This window comes from Rhodococcus sp. EPR-134 (assembly GCF_001647205.1).
GTDB lineage: Bacteria > Actinomycetota > Actinomycetes > Mycobacteriales > Mycobacteriaceae > Rhodococcus_F > Rhodococcus_F qingshengii.
Window position 1 is genome coordinate 1 of the sequence record NZ_LVCT01000562.1, and the last position, 20,702, is coordinate 20,702.

At 62.6% G+C, this 20,702-nt stretch carries 19 protein-coding genes and 1 pseudogene; 9 read left to right on the forward strand and 11 right to left on the reverse strand.

Annotation, left to right across the window (positions count from 1 at the left end):
• Nucleotides 1–128: 128 nt before the first annotated feature.
• Together A2J01_RS25065 and A2J01_RS25070 are read left to right on the forward strand one after the other, a co-directional pair.
• A complete protein-coding gene (locus A2J01_RS25065; RefSeq protein ID WP_042920611.1) occupies nt 129–1,391 on the forward strand; it encodes an amidohydrolase in 1,263 nt (420 codons plus the stop codon).
• Nucleotides 1,392–1,424: 33 nt separating this feature from the next.
• Nucleotides 1,425–2,876 carry an amidase gene (locus A2J01_RS25070; RefSeq protein WP_064113825.1) on the forward strand — a complete coding sequence of 484 codons (1,452 nt, stop codon included), beginning with the start codon at nt 1,425–1,427 and terminating at the stop codon, nt 2,874–2,876.
• Nucleotides 2,877–2,888: 12 nt separating this feature from the next.
• On the opposite strand, the gene A2J01_RS25075 is transcribed toward A2J01_RS25070, so the two are convergent.
• Nucleotides 2,889–3,902: an ABC transporter substrate-binding protein gene (locus A2J01_RS25075; protein ID WP_003944194.1), complete on the reverse strand. Its 1,014-nt coding sequence runs from the start codon at nt 3,900–3,902 to the stop codon at nt 2,889–2,891.
• A complete protein-coding gene (locus A2J01_RS25080; protein WP_064113826.1) occupies nt 3,899–4,921 on the reverse strand; it encodes an ABC transporter substrate-binding protein in 1,023 nt (340 codons plus the stop codon). Before A2J01_RS25080 ends, A2J01_RS25075 begins: the two co-directional genes overlap by 4 nt.
• A 166-nt stretch (nt 4,922–5,087) precedes the next feature.
• On the opposite strand from A2J01_RS25080, the gene A2J01_RS25085 reads away from it, so the two are divergent.
• The 4 genes from A2J01_RS25085 (at nt 5,088) to A2J01_RS25095 (ending at nt 8,263) form a co-directional block, all read left to right on the forward strand.
• On the forward strand, nt 5,088–5,810 hold the full coding sequence (locus A2J01_RS25085) for a FadR/GntR family transcriptional regulator (protein WP_007735969.1): 723 nt from the start codon (nt 5,088–5,090) through the stop codon (nt 5,808–5,810).
• Nucleotides 5,807–6,457, forward strand: a complete 651-nt coding sequence (locus tag A2J01_RS25090; RefSeq protein ID WP_020968076.1) for a sterol desaturase family protein — start codon at nt 5,807–5,809, stop codon at nt 6,455–6,457. Before A2J01_RS25085 ends, A2J01_RS25090 begins: the two co-directional genes overlap by 4 nt.
• A 144-nt stretch (nt 6,458–6,601) precedes the next feature.
• The gene (locus A2J01_RS36570) at nt 6,602–6,760 is read left to right on the forward strand and encodes a hypothetical protein (RefSeq protein ID WP_003944172.1); all 159 of its coding nucleotides are present in this window, start codon (nt 6,602–6,604) and stop codon (nt 6,758–6,760) included.
• A 90-nt stretch (nt 6,761–6,850) separates the two neighbouring features.
• Nucleotides 6,851–8,263: an amidase gene (locus tag A2J01_RS25095; RefSeq protein ID WP_064113827.1), complete on the forward strand. Its 1,413-nt coding sequence runs from the start codon at nt 6,851–6,853 to the stop codon at nt 8,261–8,263.
• A gap of 20 nt (nt 8,264–8,283) precedes the next feature.
• On the opposite strand, the gene A2J01_RS25100 is transcribed toward A2J01_RS25095, so the two are convergent.
• From A2J01_RS25100 to A2J01_RS25120, 5 genes are read right to left on the reverse strand one after another with little or no spacing between them, the layout of a single operon-like run.
• Entirely contained in the window at nt 8,284–10,482 is a 2,199-nt protein-coding gene (locus tag A2J01_RS25100; RefSeq protein WP_064113828.1) for an acyl-CoA dehydrogenase, read from the reverse strand.
• A 4-nt stretch (nt 10,483–10,486) separates the two neighbouring features.
• Nucleotides 10,487–11,353 (reverse strand): SDR family oxidoreductase, encoded by an 867-nt coding sequence (locus A2J01_RS25105; protein ID WP_064113829.1) that lies wholly within the window; start codon nt 11,351–11,353, stop codon nt 10,487–10,489.
• A gap of 41 nt (nt 11,354–11,394) precedes the next feature.
• Nucleotides 11,395–12,270, reverse strand: a complete 876-nt coding sequence (locus tag A2J01_RS25110; RefSeq protein ID WP_064113830.1) for a MaoC/PaaZ C-terminal domain-containing protein — start codon at nt 12,268–12,270, stop codon at nt 11,395–11,397.
• Between the two features lie 7 nt (nt 12,271–12,277).
• Nucleotides 12,278–12,709: a type II toxin-antitoxin system Rv0910 family toxin gene (locus A2J01_RS25115; protein WP_030535858.1), complete on the reverse strand. Its 432-nt coding sequence runs from the start codon at nt 12,707–12,709 to the stop codon at nt 12,278–12,280.
• Nucleotides 12,710–12,751: 42 nt separating this feature from the next.
• A complete protein-coding gene (locus tag A2J01_RS25120; RefSeq protein ID WP_007735955.1) occupies nt 12,752–13,942 on the reverse strand; it encodes a lipid-transfer protein in 1,191 nt (396 codons plus the stop codon).
• A gap of 102 nt (nt 13,943–14,044) precedes the next feature.
• Here A2J01_RS25120 and A2J01_RS25125 point away from each other — a divergent pair, with 102 nt between their 5' ends.
• Nucleotides 14,045–14,728, forward strand: coding sequence for a TetR/AcrR family transcriptional regulator (locus tag A2J01_RS25125; protein ID WP_007735953.1), 684 nt, complete (start codon nt 14,045–14,047; stop codon nt 14,726–14,728).
• Nucleotides 14,729–14,832: 104 nt separating this feature from the next.
• Nucleotides 14,833–15,135 (forward strand): annotated as a pseudogene (locus A2J01_RS37035) (GNAT family N-acetyltransferase); the annotation flags it as partial.
• 117 nt (nt 15,136–15,252) lie between these two features.
• Here A2J01_RS37035 and A2J01_RS25135 read toward each other — a convergent pair.
• The 3 genes from A2J01_RS25135 to A2J01_RS25145 are packed head-to-tail and all read right to left on the reverse strand — an operon-like array spanning nt 15,253 to nt 17,979.
• Nucleotides 15,253–16,710 carry an HNH endonuclease signature motif containing protein gene (locus A2J01_RS25135; RefSeq protein ID WP_064113832.1) on the reverse strand — a complete coding sequence of 486 codons (1,458 nt, stop codon included), beginning with the start codon at nt 16,708–16,710 and terminating at the stop codon, nt 15,253–15,255.
• Nucleotides 16,711–16,745: 35 nt separating this feature from the next.
• Complete coding sequence (locus A2J01_RS25140; protein ID WP_064113833.1) at nt 16,746–17,396, reverse strand: DUF6308 family protein; 651 nt, start codon at nt 17,394–17,396, stop codon at nt 16,746–16,748.
• Entirely contained in the window at nt 17,389–17,979 is a 591-nt protein-coding gene (locus tag A2J01_RS25145; protein WP_058038083.1) for a hypothetical protein, read from the reverse strand. The genes A2J01_RS25140 and A2J01_RS25145 overlap by 8 nt, the downstream gene beginning before the upstream one ends.
• A gap of 158 nt (nt 17,980–18,137) precedes the next feature.
• Here A2J01_RS25145 and A2J01_RS25150 point away from each other — a divergent pair, with 158 nt between their 5' ends.
• On the forward strand, nt 18,138–18,905 hold the full coding sequence (locus tag A2J01_RS25150; RefSeq protein WP_003944195.1) for an SDR family NAD(P)-dependent oxidoreductase: 768 nt from the start codon (nt 18,138–18,140) through the stop codon (nt 18,903–18,905).
• Nucleotides 18,906–18,960: 55 nt separating this feature from the next.
• On the opposite strand, the gene A2J01_RS25155 is transcribed toward A2J01_RS25150, so the two are convergent.
• Nucleotides 18,961–20,702: putative bifunctional diguanylate cyclase/phosphodiesterase (locus tag A2J01_RS25155; protein WP_064113834.1), on the reverse strand; the 1,742-nt coding region annotated here is incomplete at its 5' end.

A 20,702-nucleotide genomic window follows, 5' to 3' on the forward strand; every position in this document is an offset into this window, starting at 1 on the left:
AGCGGCGTTCGTATCTCTCGCGCTCGGGCCTGTCGTGGCGATCGTCGCGGTCATGGCAGCACCACAAACCCGGGAAAAGATGCTGAACCTGGTGCAACTGAAAACCGCCAACTGAAAGAAGATCAACCATGAATCAACTGCTTTCGAATCTCGAGTTCGGAGACCCGTCGCGGTTGCGAACCGTCGAGCCGCACTGGTTCGAGCTCTACCGGGACCTACACGCACACCCCGAGTTGTCCGGCGACGAAACTCGCACCGCCGCAATTGTTGCCGAGGAACTTCGGCGAATCGGTGGCTGGGACGTCACGGTCGGGGTCGGCGGTACGGGTGTCGTCGGTGTTCTCGAAGGGAGCAGCGGTCCGGTGATCCTGCTACGCGCCGACATGGACGCGTTGCCGGTGGCAGAAGACACCGGGCTGTCCTACGCCTCCAGAACTGATGGAGTCATGCATGCGTGTGGCCACGATGTCCACGTAACCGCGCTACTTGCCACGTGCGCAGCACTTTCCGCGGATCCGACATCGATCACCGGGACTGTTGTCGCGGTCTTCCAGCCTGCTGAGGAGACCGGCTCCGGCGCTCGTGCGATGGTCGACGACGGAATCTTCGACCGCTTCCCACGACCGGACCTCTGCCTGGGACAGCACGTGGGCCCGACTCCGGCGGGGATGTTGGTCAGCAAACCCGACATCTTGATGGCAGCATCCGACACGATACGAGTGGTCTTTCACGGCCGTGGTGGACACGCGTCATCACCGTACGCATGCATCGACCCTTTGTTGATGGCAGCGTCTTTCGCGCTGCGCATTCAAAGTCTGGTTGCTCATGAAGCGGCAACCCCGACAGCACCTGTGCTCACGGTGGGAGCCTTGCACGCCGGCACAGCTGCGAACATCATTGCCGACGACGCCGAACTGCTACTCAGCCTGCGAACTTTCAGTGCGTCGTCGCGAGATCACATGCTCGAATCGGTGGGCAGGATCGCTCGCGCAGAAGCTGACGGGGCAGGCGCCACCGACGCGCCGGACGTTCATGCGTACAACGGCTTTCCGGCCACGGTCAACACTCCGGACGCCACGTCCACGGTGATGTCCGACCTGCGACAGGCCGGCTTGGGAATGCATACTCTGTCACAACCACTTTCGGGTAGCGAGGACTTCGGCATCTTCGGCACCGCCGCCCAATGCCCCTCCGTATTCTGGCATTTCGGCGGAACGGCACTTCAAAGTTTCGACGGAACCGCCCTTGCCGCGCTCGCTGAGGGACGGATACCACCCGGCACGCCGTCCAATCATTCACCGCGCTTCGCCCCAGATCCCGCCGCGGCCCTACCCGAAGGTGTTACAGCCATGACCGCGGCCGCGCTGGGAGCCCTTGCGCGGAGCGCGTGATTCCCACACATACTGTCCCAGGGAGATAACGTCATGTCAGACGAACTGCACTACCTCAGCGCCACCGAAGCCATTGCTCACTTTCGCGCGCGGGAATTGTCTCCGGTCGAACTGCTAAAGGCAATCATCGACCGAACCCAGAAGCTCGAACCTCACATCAATGCCTTCACCGAAGAGATGTTCGACGAGGCACTCGCAGGCGCCCGGGATGCCGAGAGCCGGTATCGCGGCCAAGGACCCGACCCGCGGCCGCTGGAGGGAATTCCGGTAGCTGCCAAGGAAAAACACTCCATTGCCGGAAAGTCGCTGACCGAAGGCTCTCTGGCGGGACGCGGCAACATCGCCCGCGAGAACGCACCCGTGATCGACCGAGTTCTGGCAGCAGGCGGCCTGATTCACGCACGCACGACGACACCGGAATTCTGCGTCGCGGCGTTCACACACTCTCCTTTGTGGGGCGTGACCCGCAATCCCTGGAACCTCGATTACAGCCCCGGAGGTTCATCCGGAGGTGCGGGCGCCGCACTCGCCGCCGGAACTACCACTCTGGCAACAGCATCCGACATCGGCGGGTCGACACGAGGCCCGGCAGGCTTTACCGGCACCGTCGGCCTCAAGGCATCGTACGGGCGTATCGCCGGGGTCGCCCCGCTGTCCATGGATTCCTACCGTGGCGACGGTCCGATGGCCCGAACTGTTGACGACGCAATTCTCTTGGCCAACGTTCTGATCGGGCCGGACCCGCGTGACCATTCTTCCCTGAGGCCGGCGATCACACTGCCCCGCGATTACCCGTCGGTCGAGGGAATGCGAATTGCCCTGTGCCTGCGGCTCGGTGACTTCCCCATCGAGCCTGACATCGAGGCGAACACCCGGGCTCTCGCACAGTCGTTGGTCGATGCCGGCGCGATCGTCGAGGAGATCGAACTGCCGTGGACTCGCGACTCGATGGCAGCAGCGGTGAAAGTCCATTTCGGAACGATCATGGGGGCATCCGTCGCGGAAGTTGCTCGCGCCCACGGCGATCTTCTCGCCGATTACACGCTCGACAACGTCGCGATCACGTCGAAGGGCGCTGCGGAAATGTCATTTCTGGACGGCCTTCGCAAGGAAACCCAAATGCAACGAGAGCTCGCCGAGGCGATGGCTCCCTTCGATGCGCTGATCTGCCCGACTTCGGGCACCATCGCCTTCCCGGCAGGCGAGTCTTTGCTCGACGGCCTCACTGTGGCGGGTCAGCACGTGAACACCACCGCCGAAGCACTTCTCACATTGCCGTTCAACGTCGCCAATCGGTGCCCCGTATTGGCGGTGCCGAGTGGACACGCACACAACGGCGTTCCCACGGGCGTCCAGATCGTCGGCCATACGTACGACGAACCGACCGTGTTCCGGATCGGCAAAGCACTGGAGAAGATCCGCCCGTGGGCATACACCGACCAGCATCAACCGAAGCTGAATGTGGTGACGCCGGCGTCCTCTTGATTGCTGAGGAGATCAGAGCTTGGCTCTGATCTCCTCAGCGATCGGCTGGAACTGCTCGAGGAATGTCAGGGCCCAACCGAAAGACGCGACGCCCTCGTAGTCGAACGAGTACACCTGATCATTCTTGACGGCGCGCAGACGCTGGAAGATGGTGTCGTTCGCCAACTTCTCGTTGATGGGGCCCTTGCCACTGTTGGTGATGATGACGTCGGCCTCGTCGAGTAGCTCCAACTGCTCCCTCGGGAACCACTCGTTGCTGCCGGCGGGAATTGCGAGCGAACGGTCGTTGAACTGGAACCCGGCCTCGCTGATGACCGTCGTCTGATACTTGGTCGGCGAGTACAGCGAGAAACCACTCTCCTCGAAGTACGTGGTGTAGACGACCTTCACCTTGCTCAGCACATCAGCGTTGTCGCTGCGGAACTTGGCGATCCGCGCCTCGTACCGATCTGCCAACTCTTGAACCTTCGCGCTCTGGTTCAGCGCGTCCGCGACTCCGAAGGCGCGCTCCTTCCATGCGTACTGCCCGTCTTCGGCAAAAACCGCGGTCGGTGCGATCGACCGGATCTGCTCGTAAAGATCCGGGTTGTTCTCCGACAGCAGGTTGGTCATCACGATCAGGTCGGGAGACAAAGCCGCTATCGCCTCGGCGTTGGGCTCGTACCAGCGTCCCACCTTCGGGAGAGACCGCAGAGCGGACGCATAGGGTTCCGGGACGCCGTCGGCGTTCTCGTAGTCGACCGGCAATCCGACCGGTGTGAACCCGGCGTCGAACATCGCGGGGCCCGTGTAGTAATCGGCGCTGACCACCCGTTGCGGGTTGGTGGGCACTTCCACCTGCCCCAGAGCCGTGTTGATGGTGCGCATCGAACCCTCGGCCGATTCACCGGAGCTGGTTCCGCAGGCCGTGAGCAATCCGATCCCCGCCAAGGCACCGGCTCCGAGGAAACCGCGTCGGGTAAGTGCTGCGGTGATGCGAGCGAATTCGGCATCGGTGTCAGCGGTGGGCAATAGAAGTGATGTCATGAAAGTGCCTCCAAAGCGCCGGTTTCGAGTTCGTTGAGCCAGTTGATTGCAGTGCCGTAGTCGGTGACCTGAGTGCTGATTCCGAATACCCGGCCCGAAGCTGCTGCCGGAATGCGGCTCCACAGCGGGCTGGCGAAGACGGATTTCATTCCTGCAGAATCAGTTCCGTTCGGCTGCTTCGGGTAGATGACGACGGTGACGTCCCGCAGCATTTCGAGTTGTTCGAGCGGGAAGGCTTCGAAGCCGGTGGCTGGGCGCAGGTCCGGGATGAATTCGCCGCGGGTCACGTTCAGGTCGGCGAGCATCGCGCCGGTCACTCCGGTTGGATACAAGATGGAGAAGTGCCCTTCCGAACCACCGATAGCAACCTGGGCCCACCGATTCTCGCCAAGCTGCGCGGCGTATTCGGTGCGGATTCGCTCTTGCATCGCCTGATACTTCTCGCGATTCGACGTCAATGCCGAACCCTTGTTGACCGCGTCTGCGACACCCTCGGCGACAGCGCGCCAATCCGATCGGTTCGTGCCCGAATACACCGCTGTCGGAGCAATTTTCGAGAGCTCGCGGAACATGTCCTCGTCGATCTCGTACGCATCGCCGACAATGAGATCAGGCGCGGCAGCCACGACGGCTTCGCGGTTGACCTCGAGGAAAACCCCCACCGTGGACAAGCCGTCGACGAACTTCTGCTGTGTCGGGGTGAACTGGTCGATGTACGCGCTGTAGTCGAGCGTCGCGACGGGTCGGGCGCCGACGGCTTGCAACTGCCACGGGGTGTTGTATGAGACGGCGACGATGCGCTGCGGATCGACGGGAACATCCACGGATCCGTAGTGCGTCTGCACAGTACGAGTTGCGCCGTCCGCACCGTCACCGCCCTCCCCACTACTGCATCCGACGAGAGCAAGTGTGGACAGCGCGGCGGCACTTCCGCCGAGAAAGCCGCGTCGAGTCAGGGCAGCGGTGATGCGAGCGAACTCTGCATCGGTATCTGGAGTCGGTAACAGGAGTGATGTCATGGGTTTCCTGACGGTTATCCGAATTAGGGCTACCTAAAATTACTCTCACCTGCGCCGTTACGGTGAAGCCTCTTGGCCAAGACGTATCTCTTTCGCGCCAAGCCGCCAATCGTTGAACTGGTATTACCACTTGACCTCTTACCGATAAGCACGTTACGGTCGGTACATGTTTCAACCCGTTGCACGTACCTCGGCCTCCGGCGCAGTCTTCGACCAGATTTCGGTGAAAGTGCTGGCCGGAGAGCTGGCTGCGGGTGAGGCACTACCCAGCGAGCGCAAGCTCGCCGAGGCATTCGGCGTCTCGCGGCCCGCAGTCCGCGAGGCAATTCAGAAGCTCGCCCAGGCCGGGCTCGTCGAGGTCCGCCAGGGCGAGTCCACGTCGGTGCGCGATTTTCGACGCCAGGCCGGACCCGAACTTCTCCCCCAGCTGCTGGTGCGCGACGGCGTCCCCGACCTGAGCGTGGTGCGCAGCGTCCTGGAAACTCGCGAGTTGATGGGACCGCAGATCGCTGTGCTGGCCGCCCGTCGCATCTCCGCGGAATCCGCCCGAGAACTCGACACGGCCGTTGATCAACTAGGCGCCACCGAAGATCCAGTGGAGTTGCAAGACCGCGCTCTGGCGTTCTGGGACGTCGTCGTCGACAGCGCAGATTCCATTGCCTTCCGTTTGATCTTCAACAGCCTTCGGGCTGCATACGAGCCGGCTATGACTGCACTTGCATCCGTCATGGTCGCCGAAGTCGGCCAGACCGACCTGTATCGAAAACTGGCCTCCGCCATCACTTCACACGACGAGCCAACTGCCGAGGCGTCAGCCGCACAGCTCCTTCACACCGGCACGACGGCAATCGGCGACGCTCTCACCTTCCTGGAAGGACTGAAACCATGAGCAAGCCTCTTACTCTCGCCGATGCGGCACGGACGTTCCGCAAGTCACCGACGCCGTGGATGATCGGCACCATGCTGCTGGCCGCCGCGGCGGCGCGCATCGCAGTGGGCAACTGGCAGATCACCGACGCCCTCGTTCCGCTCGTGATGCTTGCCGCATTCCCCTTCGTGGAGTGGATCATTCACGTCTTCGTTCTTCATTGGAAGCCACGAACCATTGCCGGCGTCACACTCGATTCACGGCTGGCGCGCAGCCATCGGGAACACCACTTTGCGCCGCGAACCGTCTCACTCATCTTCATCCCGTGGCAGACGCTCCTGATTGTGATTCCCGTTCTGACAGCCGTCGCCCTCCTGGCATTTCCCCGCGTCGAACTCGGTCTGACGTTCCTGACCTGCATTTCCGTGCTCGGCCTCGGTTACGAGTGGACACATTTCCTCATCCACAGTGACTACAAGCCGAAAACTGCTCTCTACCGGTCGGTTTGGCGCAATCACCGCAACCACCACTTCAAGAACGAGCACTACTGGTTCACCGTCACCACCGCGGGAACTGCCGATCGCGTACTGGGCACGTACCCCGATCCCAAATCCGTCGAGACCTCCCCGACAGCCAAGAACCTGCACGGCGCAGCGTCCAAGCTGTGAAGGAAGACCGGTTCCTGGCCCCCAGCTGGCAATGAACTTGAACTTGCCTGTGTATCAGCAATTTTCGTTGAAACTCGTCAGAACCGTGCTTAGTGTCGATGGAGTCAGAAGTTCGAAAAACGCTGTAACCGAAGGACACAACACATGTTCAACGATGTATTCAACAACGTGATCCACCCGATGGTCACGAACTTCCAGCAGTTGGGCCCCCAGCAGTTCATTCCGCAGCAGTTCATCCCACAGGGAGTGTTCCAGCAGGCGCCGCAGGCAGCAGAGCAGGCAGTGACGATCTTCGGTAGCTGATACCGCAATCCACAGATAGCGCCACTCAGGGGTCGTCCGTCCAATATGCTGGACGGACGACCTGAGTGCCTCCGCCTGACAAGGATCCCCATGACCGCGAACGCCCCCATCCACGCTTTCACCGACGACGCCCTGGGCGACCTCGATGCCACCGGCGTCGCCGCCCGGATCGAATCAGGCGAGGTGACCGCACGGGAAGTCATGGAGGCATCGATCGCCCGCGCCGAGGCAGTGCAGGGGCAATTGAACGGTCTGGCCTGCACTGATTTCGATCGAGCCCTCGCCAGGAGCAACCGGCCCGCCAAGGGCGTCTTTGCCGGTGTCCCCACCGCGATCAAGGACAACACCGACAGCGCCGGCCTTCCCACCCAGCAGGGCAGTACCGCCTTCACCGCGGTCCCCGCCAAAGCCGACAGCGATTTTGCGAAGCAGTTCCTCTCCACCGGGGCCATTTCGATCGGCAAGACCCGACTGCCCGAGTTCGGGTTCAGTGCGTCCACCGAATACATGACGGAAGAACCCGTCCACAACCCGTGGAATCCGGCGTACTCGTCGGGCGCTTCCTCGGGAGGCGCAGCCGCGCTTGTTGCTGCCGGCGTACTCTCGATCGCGCACGCCAACGACGGCGGTGGATCGATTCGCATTCCCGCCGCTGCCTGCGGACTCGTCGGACTCAAACCCACTCGCGGACGCACCATCGCCGATCCGGCCGACAAGTCGATGCCGATCCGGTTGATCGCCCAGGGCGCCGTTACTCGGACTGTTCGCGACACTGCACGATGGATGTCTGCGGCTGAGAACTACTACCGCAATCCGCGACTCGCACCGGTTCGCTTGATCGAAGGACCCAGCTCAACCCGCCTGCGCGTCGGCGTGATCGCCGATTCCGTCACCGTCACCAAGACGGACGACGAGACGCGCAAGTCCGTCGAAGCTACGGCCGAACTCCTTGCAAGCCTTGGCCATCATGTCGAGGACGCAGCACTGCCCGTCGGCCCCGAATTCATCGACGACTTCAGCATTTACTGGGGCTTTCTGTCGTTTGCCATCTCCACCGGTGGCAAACAAATGCTCGGACCCGACTTCGACAAGTCCGGCACCGACAATCTCACCAAGGGCCTCTACACGCTGTACCGGAAGAACCTGGTGAAGACGCCGCGCGTGCTCTACCGTCTGCGACGGCTCCAGCAGCAGTACAGCGCCATGTTCTTGAAGTACGACGTCGTGCTCTCGCCGGCTCTGGGGCACACCACCCCCGAGCTCGGATACCTCTCTCCCGCTCAGCCTTTCGAGGAGCTTTTCGACAAGTTGATCGCGTACACGTCGTTCACGCCGCTGAACAACATCTCCGGAGGTCCCGCGATTTCGCTACCGATGCATCAGACCAGCAATGGTTTGCCGTTGGCTTCGCATTTCTCCGCCGATCTCGGCGACGAGCGCACGCTCCTCGAATTGGCCTTCGAACTGGAAGAGGCTCAGCCCTGGAGAAGAATCCAGGACTGAGCCCCACCCGATAAATACCCTCAGTCTCGCGGCAATCCGAGCATGCGCTCACCGATCACGTTGAGCTGCACCTCGGTTGTGCCGCCGTAGATGGTGGTGGCACGGCCCGAAATGAGCTGCTCCATCGCCTTGTCGCTTGGCTGACCTGGGATGCTGACCGCTCCGGCAGCACCCAGTTCGGCGACGACGAACTCGGCGATCGACTGGCTGATCTTCATCGCCAACAGCTTGCCGACGCTCGACGTCGTACTCACGTCGATTCCCGAAAGTTGCTTGAGCACAACGCGGGAGCCGATGAGGTCGATCGCCTGGCTCTCGGCCACCAGCTCACCGACGCGGTAGCGTCCGATCGGGCTCAGGTCTGCCGACTTCGCGAACTTCAGCAGATCGGAGTCCGAGGCGTACGCCTCCATCTTCTGGCTGAGCGCGACGCGCTCGCCGGCCAGCGTCGTCCGGGCGACGTTCCAACCGTCGTTGACCTCACCGACCACGTTCTCGTCGGGGATGAACACGTCGTCGAGGAACACCTCGTTGAACAGCGCCGAGCCCGTCATCTCACGCAGCGGGCGGACGGTGATGCCCGGTGTCGACATATCGAGCACGAAGTAGGTGATGCCCTGATGCTTCGGCTTGGTGGCGTCCGTGCGGGCGATCAGCATTGCCCAGTCGGAGAACTGAGCAACCGTGGTCCAGATCTTCTGACCGGTGATCTTCCAACCGCCGTCGACCTTTTCGGCCTTCGTCGACAGTGATGCGAGGTCGGAACCAGCACCGGGCTCGCTGAAGAGCTGGCACCACACCAGCTCACCCTGCAGGGTCGGCACGGCCAGCTCTTGCTTCTGCTCGTCCGAACCATGCGCCACGACGGCCTGCACTGCCCACGTTCCCATCAGAAGCTGCGGCATCGAGATACCGGCAGCCTTGATTTCCTGGGAGATGACGATCTGCTCGAGCGGAGCGGCGCTGCGCCCGTACGGCTTCGGCAGGTGAGGCTGAACCCAGCCGCCGTCGCCGAGCGCGATCAGCTGGTCGTCCTCGTCGAGCTCGACCAACTTGGCAAGCTCGGCCGCGATGCCGCCGCGGATCTCCTCCGCCTCTGGCGGCAGTTCGAGAACCGAAGCCCGGCTGACACCGTCAAGTGCCTGCTGCGCAACACGGTTGGCACGATCCTCGCGGGTACCGAGAATGCCGCGGATCGAGAGCGCGCGCCGGTAGTACAGGTGGGCGTCGTGCTCCCACGTGAAGCCGATGCCGCCGTGGACCTGCACACAATCCTGCGCTACCTGCACTGCGGCGTCCGGCACGATGACTGCGGCGATATCGGCGGCAAAATCTGCCGTGTCGTCGCCCTTGTCCAATGCGCTTGCCGCATCCCACACAACGGCGCGTGCCTGCTCGAGCGCAATGCCCATCTGCGCACACTTGTGCTTGACGCCCTGGAACTGGCCGATGGGTCGCCCGAACTGCACGCGTGTCTTGGCGTACTCCGACGCAGTGGAAACACACCAGGACATGACGCCGACGTCTTCGGCGCCGAGAACGACTGCGGCAATGGACCGTACCCGCGCCTCGGTGAGACCGTCGAGTATCCGTTCGGCGCTGATCTGAGCATTGTCAGCTTCGATCCGCGCACTACCGCGCAGCACGTCGATGCTGTCCTGAACGGTGATCGCGACTGCGCTGCTCTCGAGCACCGCGTAGCGAACGCCCTCGGGCAACTGGATCGGAACCAGCAGTACGTCGGCGTGCTCACCACCGAGCACACCGTCGAGTGCGCCCGTGATCTTGTACCCACCGTCCGACGACTCGGCCGCCAACGGTGCACCCAAGGCGACTGCTGCCGTACGACTTCCGTCGATCAGACCGGGCAGGAACTCGGGTCCCGCCTTGGAATCGGCGACACCGAGAACGGCACTTGCCAATACCGTCGGAACGAACGGGCCGGGAGAGACTGTGCGGCCCAATGCTTCCAGTGCCACCGCCAGGGTCAGCAGGCCGGCGCCGTGACCACCTTGCTCTGCCGGAACCGCGAGCCCGAGAAGGTCCTGCCCGACGAGTGCCGTCCAGAACTGGGGGAACTTGTCCTCGGTCCGTGACTCCACGGCCGCGCGCACCTGCTCGGTGGTGATGGTGCGCTCGGCGAAGGAGCGCACCGAATCTGCAAGCGCGGTGTGCTCCTCACTCAGCCCGAGACCGAGTTCGTATGCGTTGCGTGCCATGCGCTTACAGTCGTTCTGCGAGGTCGGCGGTGGTCCAGGGACCCTCGCTCTCGATGGTGTTCACACCGTGCCAGCCGGCGAGTTCCGTGATGGCCCCACCCTGAACGGCATACACCTTGCCGGTGAGCTTGCAGTCCGCCGCCGCGAGATAGGCCACGAGCGGCGAGATGTTGGACGGCGCAAACGCGTCGAACTCACCCTCGGGGACCTCGGCCGCGAAAAGCGCACCCATACCGGGTGTCGCCAGCGTCAGTCGAGTGCGCGCGATCGGCGCAATTGCGTTGACGCGCACGCCGTATCGATCGAGCTCGTCAGCGGCCACCAGAGTCAGAGCTGCGATGCCCGCCTTGGCGGCGCCGTAGTTGCCCTGGCCCGCATTGGGCATGAAGGTACCCGAAGCCGAAGCGGTGTTGATGACCGAAGCGTTGACGGTCTCGCCTGCCTTGCTCTGGTCCTTCCAGTATGCGGCCGCGTGGTGCAGTGTCGCGGCGTGCCCTTTGAGGTGCACGGCAATGACTGCGTCCCACTGGCTCTCGTCCATACCGGCGATGAAGGCGTCACGAAGAATGCCGGCGTTGTTGACCAGGACGTCGAGTCGGCCGAACTCGCTGACGGCCTGCTTGACGAGGCCCTCGGCGCCGTCCCAGGTGGCGATGTTGTCGGTGTTGGCAACGGCCTTGCCGCCTGCAGCGACGATCTCGTCGACTACCTGCTGCGCGGGGCCGGCATCTGCACCGGAACCGTCGTTTGCTCCGCCGAGATCGTTGACCACGACGTTCGCACCCTCACGAGCGAAGAGCAGCGCATGCTCACGGCCGATGCCGCGTCCTGCTCCGGTGATGATCGCTACGCGACCGTCGAGACTTCCCATCAGTTCAGATTCCCATCAGTTCAGTTGTCGGACATGAAGACTCATTTGTCGGCGATGACCGCCAGGCCGTCCTTGATCACGAGGTCGCCGACCGCGCTGGTTTCGTACGAGTACGACGTGGCTCCGTCTGCCGAACCCGACTTGTAGAACACCGTCTCGATGTCCTGTGTCGGGAGTACGGGTTTCGCGAATCGCACTGCGAGACGGCGCAACCGCTCGGTCTCGCCGCCTGCCAGTTCGGTCAGGGCTCCCCACGACGTGAACGCCATCGTGCACAGTCCATGGTTGATGATTCCGGGGAGACCGGACATCCGAGCGATCTCCTCGTCGAGGTGAATCGGCATCGGATCGCCGGAAGCCGGTGAGTACCGGAATGTCTGGTCCTCGTCGATGTGCTGGTTCACCACCGCGGCGGGTCTACCAGCGCGAAGAGCGGCGTCGAATCGGTGTTCGGGAGCCTTCTCGCCAAGTCCGGGGCCCGCGTCGACCTTGCGGAAGAAGGCCGTCATCCACTGCTCGTTGACCAATTCACCCTTGTCGGTTTTGGTTTCGACGTAGATGACGACGGTGGATCCGTTGTCCCGGCCCTCGAATCCGATGGGCTTGGCACGAGCGACAAGGTGGTCACCGGGGTAGATCGGACGGTGGAACAGGAAGTCCTGCTCACCGTGAACGAGCTTCATCAGCAGTTCGACCGGCGCCACCGACAGCGCAGCGGGTGCCATCGACATGAAGACGGGTACCACCGCGAAGACCGGCGGAGCGATCTCGCCTTTCAGGTGTCGCTCGATGGGGTCGTTTGTGGCAGCGGCATATTCGGCGATGCGCTCGGCTGTCACCTCGAAGTGCTCCGGATCGGTCCATACGTCCAGCCCGGACGTATCGAATTCGACCGCGTTGGTCTTCGGTGTCGTCATCGAGCCGTTACCCGACCAGCTCGGCGAACTTGGCCAGCGAGGCCTCGAGATCAGCCTTGGCGTTCTTGGCAACTGCCTTGCCGATCGGCCCGACGATCATGGTGCCCTTGAAGCTGGCGTCGACGGTTGCCTTCGAACCCGCACCGTCGGCCTCGACCGAGAGGATGAATTCGACGGTGACGCCGGCCATTCCGGTACCGGCAATCTTGACCATCTTCGGAACCTCGACCTCTTCGACGGTCCACTCGATCTTGTTGGCCATACCCATCACGGAGACGACCTCGGTGAACTTGGCGCCCAACGCGACCTCGGTGGGGAGTTCACTCTTCCAGCCCTGGTGAATGGTGAGCCACTCTTCCCAGCGAGACAGATCGGAGAGCGCATCCCAGGTCTTCTCGGGGGATGCGGGCAGTACGGCGGAGACGGAAACGGAAGCCATGATGAAACTCCTAGTGGGTAGCTGGCGGGTTGAGGGTGTGATTCAGCGTGCGTAGGGCTTGTATGCGGTCACGACAACTGCACCGCCGAGTCCGATGTTGTGCTGGAGGGCGACCTTCGCGCCGTCGACCTGACGCTTGTCCGCGGTTCCGCGGAGCTGCCAGGTGAGTTCGGCGCACTGCGCGAGGCCTGTTGCTCCGAGGGGGTGGCCCTTCGAGATGAGGCCGCCGGACGGGTTGACCACCCAGCGTCCGCCGTAGGTGGTGTCGTCGGCGTCGACGAGCTTGCCGCCGTCACCTTCGGCGCACAGTCCAAGTGCCTCGTAGGTCAGCAACTCGTTGGTGGAGAAGCAGTCGTGGAGTTCGATGACGTCGACGTCGTCGGCGGTGATCCCGGCCTGGGCGTATACCTTCTCGGCGGCCTTGCGGGTCATGTCCGCGCCGACGAGGCTGATGGCGCTCTTGTCCTCGAAAGTGCTGTTCATGTCGGTGACCATGGCCTGTCCGACGATCTCGATCGCCTGAGCAGCGAGCCCGTGCTTTTCGACGAATGCTTCGCTGGCGATGATCGCCGCGCCGGATCCGTCCGAGGTGGGCGAGCACTGGAGCTTGGTGAGCGGCCCGTGAATCTGGCGTGCTTCGAGGATCTGCTCGAGGGTGTACTCGTCCTGGAACTGCGCGTACGGGTTGTTCAGTGAGTGCTTGTGGTTCTTGACGGCGATCTTCGCGAACTGCTCGGCAGTGGTTCCGAAGCGTTCCATGTGCTCGACGCCCGCGGCGCCGAACATGTACGGAGCCGGCGGCATCGCGAACTCCTGCAGCTCGGCGAGAGCGAGGAGGTGCCGCATGAGGGGCTGTTCACGGTCGTCGTAGGTGGATCCGAGGGACCCGGACTGCATCTTCTCGAAGCCCAGCGCGAGTGCGCAGTCGGCTTGACCACTCTTGACCGCCTGCGTGGCGAGGTAGAGCGCGGTCGATCCCGTCGAACAGTTGTTGTTCACGTTGACGATGGGGATACCTGTCAGACCGAGCTCGTAGACAGCGCGCTGACCTGCGGTGGACTCGCCGTAGACGTAGCCGACGTATGCCTGCTCGACCTCGGTGTAGTCGATACCCGCGTCTTCGAGCGCCTTGGTACCCGACTCGCGTGCCATGTCGGGGTAGTCCCACTCGCGGGCTCCCGGCTTCTCGAACTTCGTCATGCCGACGCCGACGACAAAAACCCTGTTACTCATTGCCACTCCTGAAGAGAACGGTATCTGTGTGTGACACGCTGTCCCACCAAAGTATGTGAGACATCTTGTCCAGTCAATGGCGGGGTGAGTATCGTTCGATTTATGACAAAAACAGCCGAGTCGGCGCAGCCCGACGGGCGCAGCACTCGCTGGAATGATCACAAGGAACAGCGCAAAGCGCGGATCCTCGACGCAGCACTCGATGCAGTCAACGAAGGTGGCGCCGACGTCGGCGTCCAGCAGATCGCCGAGCGCGCCGACGTCCCCCGTTCCGTTGTCTACCGGATCTTCAAGGATCGAGCCGACCTCGACGAGCAGCTGCGAGTCCGCATCCTCGAGATGATGATGACCGACCTGACCCCCACCCTCACGCCACAAGGCACCGTCGGCGAGGCCATCTCACGGGCCGTCGAGACCTACCTCCAGTGGATTGTGAAATATCCACGACTGCACCACTTTTTAGGCAAGGGCTCGCCGAGTACGCGGGCCACCGGTTCGAAAGTGGTAACCGGAACCAAGACGGCCATCGCCGTCCAATTGGGAAATTTGTTGGGCACGATCCTCACCAGCCGTGGCAAACCGTCGAAGATGGCTGAGCCCTTGGCTTTCGGCGTCATCGGATTGGTCGACGTCAGCGTCAACCGTTGGCTCAGCCAGCCGGGTTCCGATGTGACCAGTGCGGAATTGGCCGAATTCCTCGAACGCTCCATCTGGCAAGTCCTCGACGGCAATCTCCGGAGCATCGGTGTCGACATAACGCTGTCGACTCCGATCGCCGACCTGTGACAGTCACCGAACTACCCTGGACACTCGGCGGACGTGGACTTCAACTGGTCCAGGTTCCATCACTCGCCCTCCACGCACTTGGTGAAGACAACGCTAATCTTGCAATGGAACTCGCACCCGACCTCCTGACCCCGTATCTCCTCGGCGAAGAATGCCAGGGCTTGTGGCGCTACCGTAGCAAGCAGATAGCAGAGAATCCCCTCGACAGCGCGTGGATCACCCGCATCGCAGTCGATGCCCGCACCTCGACGCCGGTGGGGTTGGCCGGATTCCACGGTCGCCCCGATGCGCGCGGGACAGTGGAGGTCGGATATCGCATCGACCCGGCGTTCCGGCGCCAGGGATACGCTCGGGCCGCCCTCGAGATACTTCTCGACGTCGCGAGTCGCGAATCCGAAGTACACACCGTTCGAGCGACCATCAGTCCGGACAACATCGCATCACGAAATCTGATCAGCCAGTACCGTTTCAACGAAGTCGGTGAGCAGTGGGACGAAGAAGACGGTCTGGAAACATCTTCGAAGTCAGTGCCTCTCCGGAACCGTGACAGCCGTCAACCCGCTGGTTTTATCGGTCCAGTGAATGGCACGGTCCTCCAGCATCACCGGCGTCCACAACCTGTATGTCTTCACCTGATGGTGATGACGACACAGGCATTGGAGGTTGCTCGCAATGGTCCACCCACCGCGTCTCGGATCGGAAGGATCGAACTCGGTGATGTGGTCGAGTTGGCACCTGTTCGCGGGCACCGAACAACCAGGGAACCGGCAGTGACCGTCGACGGCCCGCACCAATGCGGCCAGAGCCGCTCCCGGAGCATAGGTCAGCGCGCCGGGAGGCGGATCGGGTTGGGTGCCATGCCCATCCGATCTTCGAACGATGTCCGGGGATCGCGCGACCAACCGTTGCATCGCCCGAATCCGATCCCCGCAGCCGTTCGGTTCGCGACTTGGGCGATCACGTCGGGTGACAAGCGGCAGGACAGTCGGAGCATGCTGCCGACGCGGTCGGTTCCCCGCGGCCTGGGCGCGGAAATCGACGAACAAGGCCTGCCAGGTGGAATCAGCGGCGAGCTCGCGAGCAAAATCAGGATCGATCGGCCCGTATCCGTCGATGCTCGCGGGATCTGACGTCAATCCGAGGAGCGTCGCCAGATCACACACGATGTGCAACAACGGCTTCCGACGTGAGGATGCAGTCGATCGAGCTGCTGTGGATGCTGCCTCGCACGTTTCGCTGCCACACTGACAAGTCAGCCCCTGTTCGCCGTGCAGCAGAGCGACCAGTGCGTCGGCCCTACGGGTCGAGACATTTCGTGGATCGTGGTTGCAGACGCTTCCGGCGGCCTCGTTGATCAGGCCAAGCGCTTCGACGGCCTCGGTCGCGCTGAGTGTTGCCTGCAACTGGGCGAGTCCGTGACGGTCTGCTCGCGTGCGAACATCGCGGTGTTCCAGCATCTTCCGGCGACGTTCGGCGGCAGCATCCGGATCGTAGGCAAAGAGCTGGCGCTCGATGTCGCGCTCCAGTTGCCCGGGCGGAAGACGGTGCGCCGAGGCAAGTACCCGGCGCTCGAGTGCTGCGATCGCCTCGGGGTCGACCCCGGTGAGTCCGTCGACAATCTTGCGCACACGCGCATAGTCCAGCTCGCCGGCAGCGAAGGCGAGCTTGGTGAGCGGAAGGAACTCCCGTAGGGCATCACCGATCTCGATGTGGACTTCGGCAGTACGACGCGAGCACGTGAGCATGACCGCGATCTCGTTGCATGCGATCCGCCACGCCTTGTCGACATCACCGGACACGTCGAGTTCGGCGTTGAATCTCGACTCCGACAACATGGATGCACCGAGCACCTTTTGCGCGGCAAGCATGTTCTCGCTCTGCGCCGTCGCAAAGAGCATGTCCGGCAACACGAGTGGGTCGACGACAGGACAGCCGTCATCGACGGATGTCCCCACACCGCTCGTCAATCCCTTATCGAACATACATTCGACAATAAACCCACCCACCGACAAGAAAGCTAGAGTGCCGGTTTGTATCCCTTACCCTGCATCCACGCCAGCACGTCCAACACCCTGATGACCGGAACGGATTCGTCGAGACCTGCTCGTGCACGTAGATCGAGGAGTCGACTCTGCAACTCGTCTTCCCGCATGGCTACGCGAATGGGTTCCAGGTGGGCCGACTTCGTTCCCAACTCCCGCCCGATGACGTCGTCGTAGATCGGGAAGAGTCGCGGACGCTTGCGCGCGATCAGTTTGGACGCCATGGTTCGCCCGACGCCGTGAATCTCTCGAAGCGCCGTCTCCAACCGCCACACCGGGGATTCCGGAGTGAAGGGATCGGGTTCGTTCGACAGATCGCGATCCGGGCCTACGTCCGCCAGGAGTCGGTTCAGTTCGGCATTGTTCTCCCCGAGCAGGAAGAAGGCTCCTTGCGCCGGAACCTGAACCGACAGAAGAGTCACCGCAACAAGATCTTCCGCGGTGAAGATGTTCACATCATGATCGCGATTGCCACTGGGATCCCAGGAATCCCACAACGCACCGGTTCGGAGATAACCGGTCTTTCGGAGCGGCCTCGTGAAATATTCCTGCAGCACGTCGACCGCGCCGTCATCGTCCCCGTCTCGCAGCACACGCGGGAGTCGGATGGGCAACTGATCAACCATGGTCGAGCGACCTTTCCAGTACATATTTGGCGAACCCGGCGTTGTGATACTGCCGAAATGGGCCCTTGCCCTTGGCAACAAGATGCTCCGCGAGCGGACGAACCGTCGTCACGTCGACGGGCAGCTGGGCGAACTGTTCCAACGCATCCGAGTCCTCGAGACTGCAGTCGATCACGGTCCCGTCGCCGTCGGCGGACGCCAACTCGGTGCGTCTGATGGCGACCAGATCGTGCTTGGCATCGAGTTCTTCGATGCTGCAGCCGGTTCGCGATTCCAGTGCCGAACTGGATACGTACACGGACATGACGTGCTCGATCGCCTTACCGCCGACCAGATGGCACTCGACGCTCAGAATCTCCATCGGACCGATATTGAGCGTGAACAAGCGATGGCGCTCCGCGGATCGGTTGGTCGACGGCAGGCAACTGATCGTCCACTGTTCGATCTCGACGGCGGCCGGAGCGTCGAACGCGTAGGAGAGAACCTCGGCAATCAGCTCGGCAAGATCTTCGAAGAGCGGGTCGCGCTGCAACCGCTCGAAATTCTCGACAGAAGCGGCGGGACGCACAGGCGCCTTGCTCACGCAGGTCCCCTCTCGTCCGGTGCTTTGCTCTCAGACCTCGCGTCCAAGGTACCCAGCCCTACGCGGGTCTCGCGCGTTCGCCCTCACATACACCCTCGCGTTATGGTTCTCGACACGTACCACCGCCTTACCGATCGCTAACTCGAGGAGCACACGAAGTGGAAATCAAGGGAACCGCAGCACTGGTCACCGGAGCGGCATCAGGCCTCGGCGCCGCAACAGCCAAGCGCCTCGCCGACGCCGGCGCTACCGTCTTCGGCCTGGATCTGCCCGCGTCGATCGAGCGCGCAGGCGACAACGTCCCCGCCGGCGTCACCCTCATCCCCACCGACGTGACCAGCGGCGAAGAGGTCGAAGCAGCGATCAACCAGATCGTCGAGTCGGGCTCCCCGCTGCGCATCGTCGTCAACTGTGCCGGTGTCGGCTGGGCCGGACGCATCCTGTCCAAGAAGGGTCCGCACGACCTCGAGCTGTTCCGCACGGTCATCACCGTCAACCTGCTCGGCACCTTCAACGTCATGCGCCTGGCCGCCGACGCCATCGCCAAGACCGAGGCCGTCGACGAGTCGGGCCAGCGCGGCGTCGTCATCAACACCGCTTCCGTTGCTGCCTTCGAAGGCCAGATCGGCCAGATCGCGTACTCCGCCTCCAAGGGCGGCGTGCACGGCATGACGGTTCCGGCTGCCCGTGACCTTGCGCAGTTCGGCATCCGCGTCAACACGATCGCTCCCGGCATCATCGACACCCCGATGCTCGCAGGCGTCACCGACGAGTACCGCAAGGGCCTCGAGGCCGGCGTTCCGTTCCCGTCGCGCCTGGGCCAGCCGTCCGAGTACGCGCAGCTCGCGCAGATGATCGTCGAGCACGACTACCTCAACGGCGAGACCATCCGCATGGACGGCGCACTGCGCATGGCGCCGCGCTAACCTCCCTGCTGTGCGCCTTTATTAACCGCCCGCGGTTAATAAAGGCGCACAGTTGTCAGAACGAATGAAAATACCCACCGTTGGAGTGGGCAGTTGCGCTGAGGTACTCGGCTACTTCCTTCGCCGGCATCGGTCGGCTGATGTAGTAACCCTGAACCAATTCGCAACCGGCGGTAAGCAAGAGCCTCAGCTGGTCGGCCGTCTCCACGCCTTCCGCCAATGACTGCATACCGAGCGCCTTCGCCACCTCGGCCACCGAAGTGACAACTGCCGAATCACCCTCGCTCAGTTCGGTGATGAACGACCGGTCGATCTTGAGGATGTCCAACGGCAGTTTCTTCAAACTCTCGAAAGACGAATAGCCGGTTCCGAAGTCGTCCAGGGCAATCGCAATTCCGGTGGCACGCAGGCGATCCAACTCGGCGACGGCAAGCTCCTCCACTGCTCCCGTCTCTGTGATTTCCAGCTGAAGCCGTTTGCCGGAAAGACCGCTTGCCTCCAGCGCATCGTTCACGGCCGATCCGAACCCGGACGACATCAGTTGCACCGGAGAGACGTTCACCGTCACGTAAGTGTCGTCGGGCCACGTCGCGGCTTCGGCGCACGCCATGTTCAGTACCTGAAGCCCCAGAGGGACTATCAGGCCGGTCTCCTCCGCGACATCGATGAAAATGTGCGGTGCAAGCACGCCCCGCACCGGGTGATTCCAGCGAAGCAGTGCCTCGAAACCCTCGACGCGGCCGGTGTCCGCACGAACCTGCGGTTGGTAGTACAGCTCGAACTGCCGAGACTCGATCGCAAGCCCAAGTTCTTGCAGGGCCGATGCCCGCTCCCTGGCCCGCGCCCGCAGCACCGGTGAGTATCTTCCTACCCGGTTCTTGCCGGCGGATTTTGCCGCATACAGCGCCAGGTCGGCGGACATGACAAGCGTGTCCGCATCTTCGGAATCTGCGGGTGCGCCGGCATAGCCGATCGATGCACGAACCTCGATGCGATTCCCCCGCACGTAAAACGGCTCACGCAATGCATCCAGATAGCGAGCGAACACCTCTCCGCCGTCCCCTGTTCCCCGCAAGACGACGCCGAATTCGTCACCACCGATTCGCGCACACATGGCGCCGTCGACCACCCGATTGAGCCGTGCAGCAACGGAAATCAACAATTTGTCACCGACAGGGTGCCCTAACGTGTCGTTCACCGACTTGAAATTGTCCAGGTCGAGGATTCCGACAAGGACTTCCTCGCCGGTTCGGACGGTCCCGAGCGCGTCGGACAGCTCCGAGCCGAACGTCCGGCGATTCGGGAGCCCGGTCAGTCCGTCGGTTGCAGCAAGCCACAGAATTCGCCGCTCGTAGTTGTACTTCTCGGTGATGTCCGAGCCCACGCCTCGCCAACCCACGAACTCCGTGGCCTCGGATAGCCTGGGATGACCCGACAGAGACCACCATCGGTCGACGCCGTCGACACGAACGGGAATGACGACCTCTCGAAACGGCATGAGGCGGTCGAGGTGATCTCCGATGACCTGGACCGCGGCTCGGCCACTCTTCGTCGAACCCACGTCGAGCCGATCCAACAATCCGCGCAGCGACAGGGTTCGCAGGTCGGAGACGGGAACTCCCGAGATCTGCGACAGCCGAGCGGAGGTGTGCGACAACGTCCCGGTGGTGTCGACTTCCCACAGCCAGTCGCGTGACCCACCCTCGAAATCGTCGAGAAGCAAACTGACCGTCTGGCGCTCGGCAGCAGCCTCGAACTCGGCAAGACAACGACTTCGGAACGACGCCCAGAGGTACA

Bases quoted from the DNA above. Each gene is read 5' to 3' on its own strand.
- A2J01_RS25065 (WP_042920611.1), top strand. From the start codon at position 129: ATGAATCAACTGCTTTCGAATCTCGAGTTCGGAGACCCGTCGCGGTTG.
- A2J01_RS25070 (WP_064113825.1), top strand. From the start codon at position 1,425: ATGTCAGACGAACTGCACTACCTCAGCGCCACCGAAGCCATTGCTCAC.
- A2J01_RS25075 (WP_003944194.1), bottom strand. From the start codon at position 3,902: ATGACATCACTTCTATTGCCCACCGCTGACACCGATGCCGAATTCGCT.
- A2J01_RS25080 (WP_064113826.1), bottom strand. From the start codon at position 4,921: ATGACATCACTCCTGTTACCGACTCCAGATACCGATGCAGAGTTCGCT.
- A2J01_RS25085 (WP_007735969.1), top strand. From the start codon at position 5,088: ATGTTTCAACCCGTTGCACGTACCTCGGCCTCCGGCGCAGTCTTCGAC.
- A2J01_RS25090 (WP_020968076.1), top strand. From the start codon at position 5,807: ATGAGCAAGCCTCTTACTCTCGCCGATGCGGCACGGACGTTCCGCAAG.
- A2J01_RS36570 (WP_003944172.1), top strand. From the start codon at position 6,602: ATGTTCAACGATGTATTCAACAACGTGATCCACCCGATGGTCACGAAC.
- A2J01_RS25095 (WP_064113827.1), top strand. From the start codon at position 6,851: ATGACCGCGAACGCCCCCATCCACGCTTTCACCGACGACGCCCTGGGC.
- A2J01_RS25100 (WP_064113828.1), bottom strand. From the start codon at position 10,482: ATGGCACGCAACGCATACGAACTCGGTCTCGGGCTGAGTGAGGAGCAC.
- A2J01_RS25105 (WP_064113829.1), bottom strand. From the start codon at position 11,353: ATGGGAAGTCTCGACGGTCGCGTAGCGATCATCACCGGAGCAGGACGC.
- A2J01_RS25110 (WP_064113830.1), bottom strand. From the start codon at position 12,270: ATGACGACACCGAAGACCAACGCGGTCGAATTCGATACGTCCGGGCTG.
- A2J01_RS25115 (WP_030535858.1), bottom strand. From the start codon at position 12,709: ATGGCTTCCGTTTCCGTCTCCGCCGTACTGCCCGCATCCCCCGAGAAG.
- A2J01_RS25120 (WP_007735955.1), bottom strand. From the start codon at position 13,942: ATGAGTAACAGGGTTTTTGTCGTCGGCGTCGGCATGACGAAGTTCGAG.
- A2J01_RS25125 (WP_007735953.1), top strand. From the start codon at position 14,045: ATGACAAAAACAGCCGAGTCGGCGCAGCCCGACGGGCGCAGCACTCGC.
- A2J01_RS25135 (WP_064113832.1), bottom strand. From the start codon at position 16,710: ATGTTCGATAAGGGATTGACGAGCGGTGTGGGGACATCCGTCGATGAC.
- A2J01_RS25140 (WP_064113833.1), bottom strand. From the start codon at position 17,396: ATGGTTGATCAGTTGCCCATCCGACTCCCGCGTGTGCTGCGAGACGGG.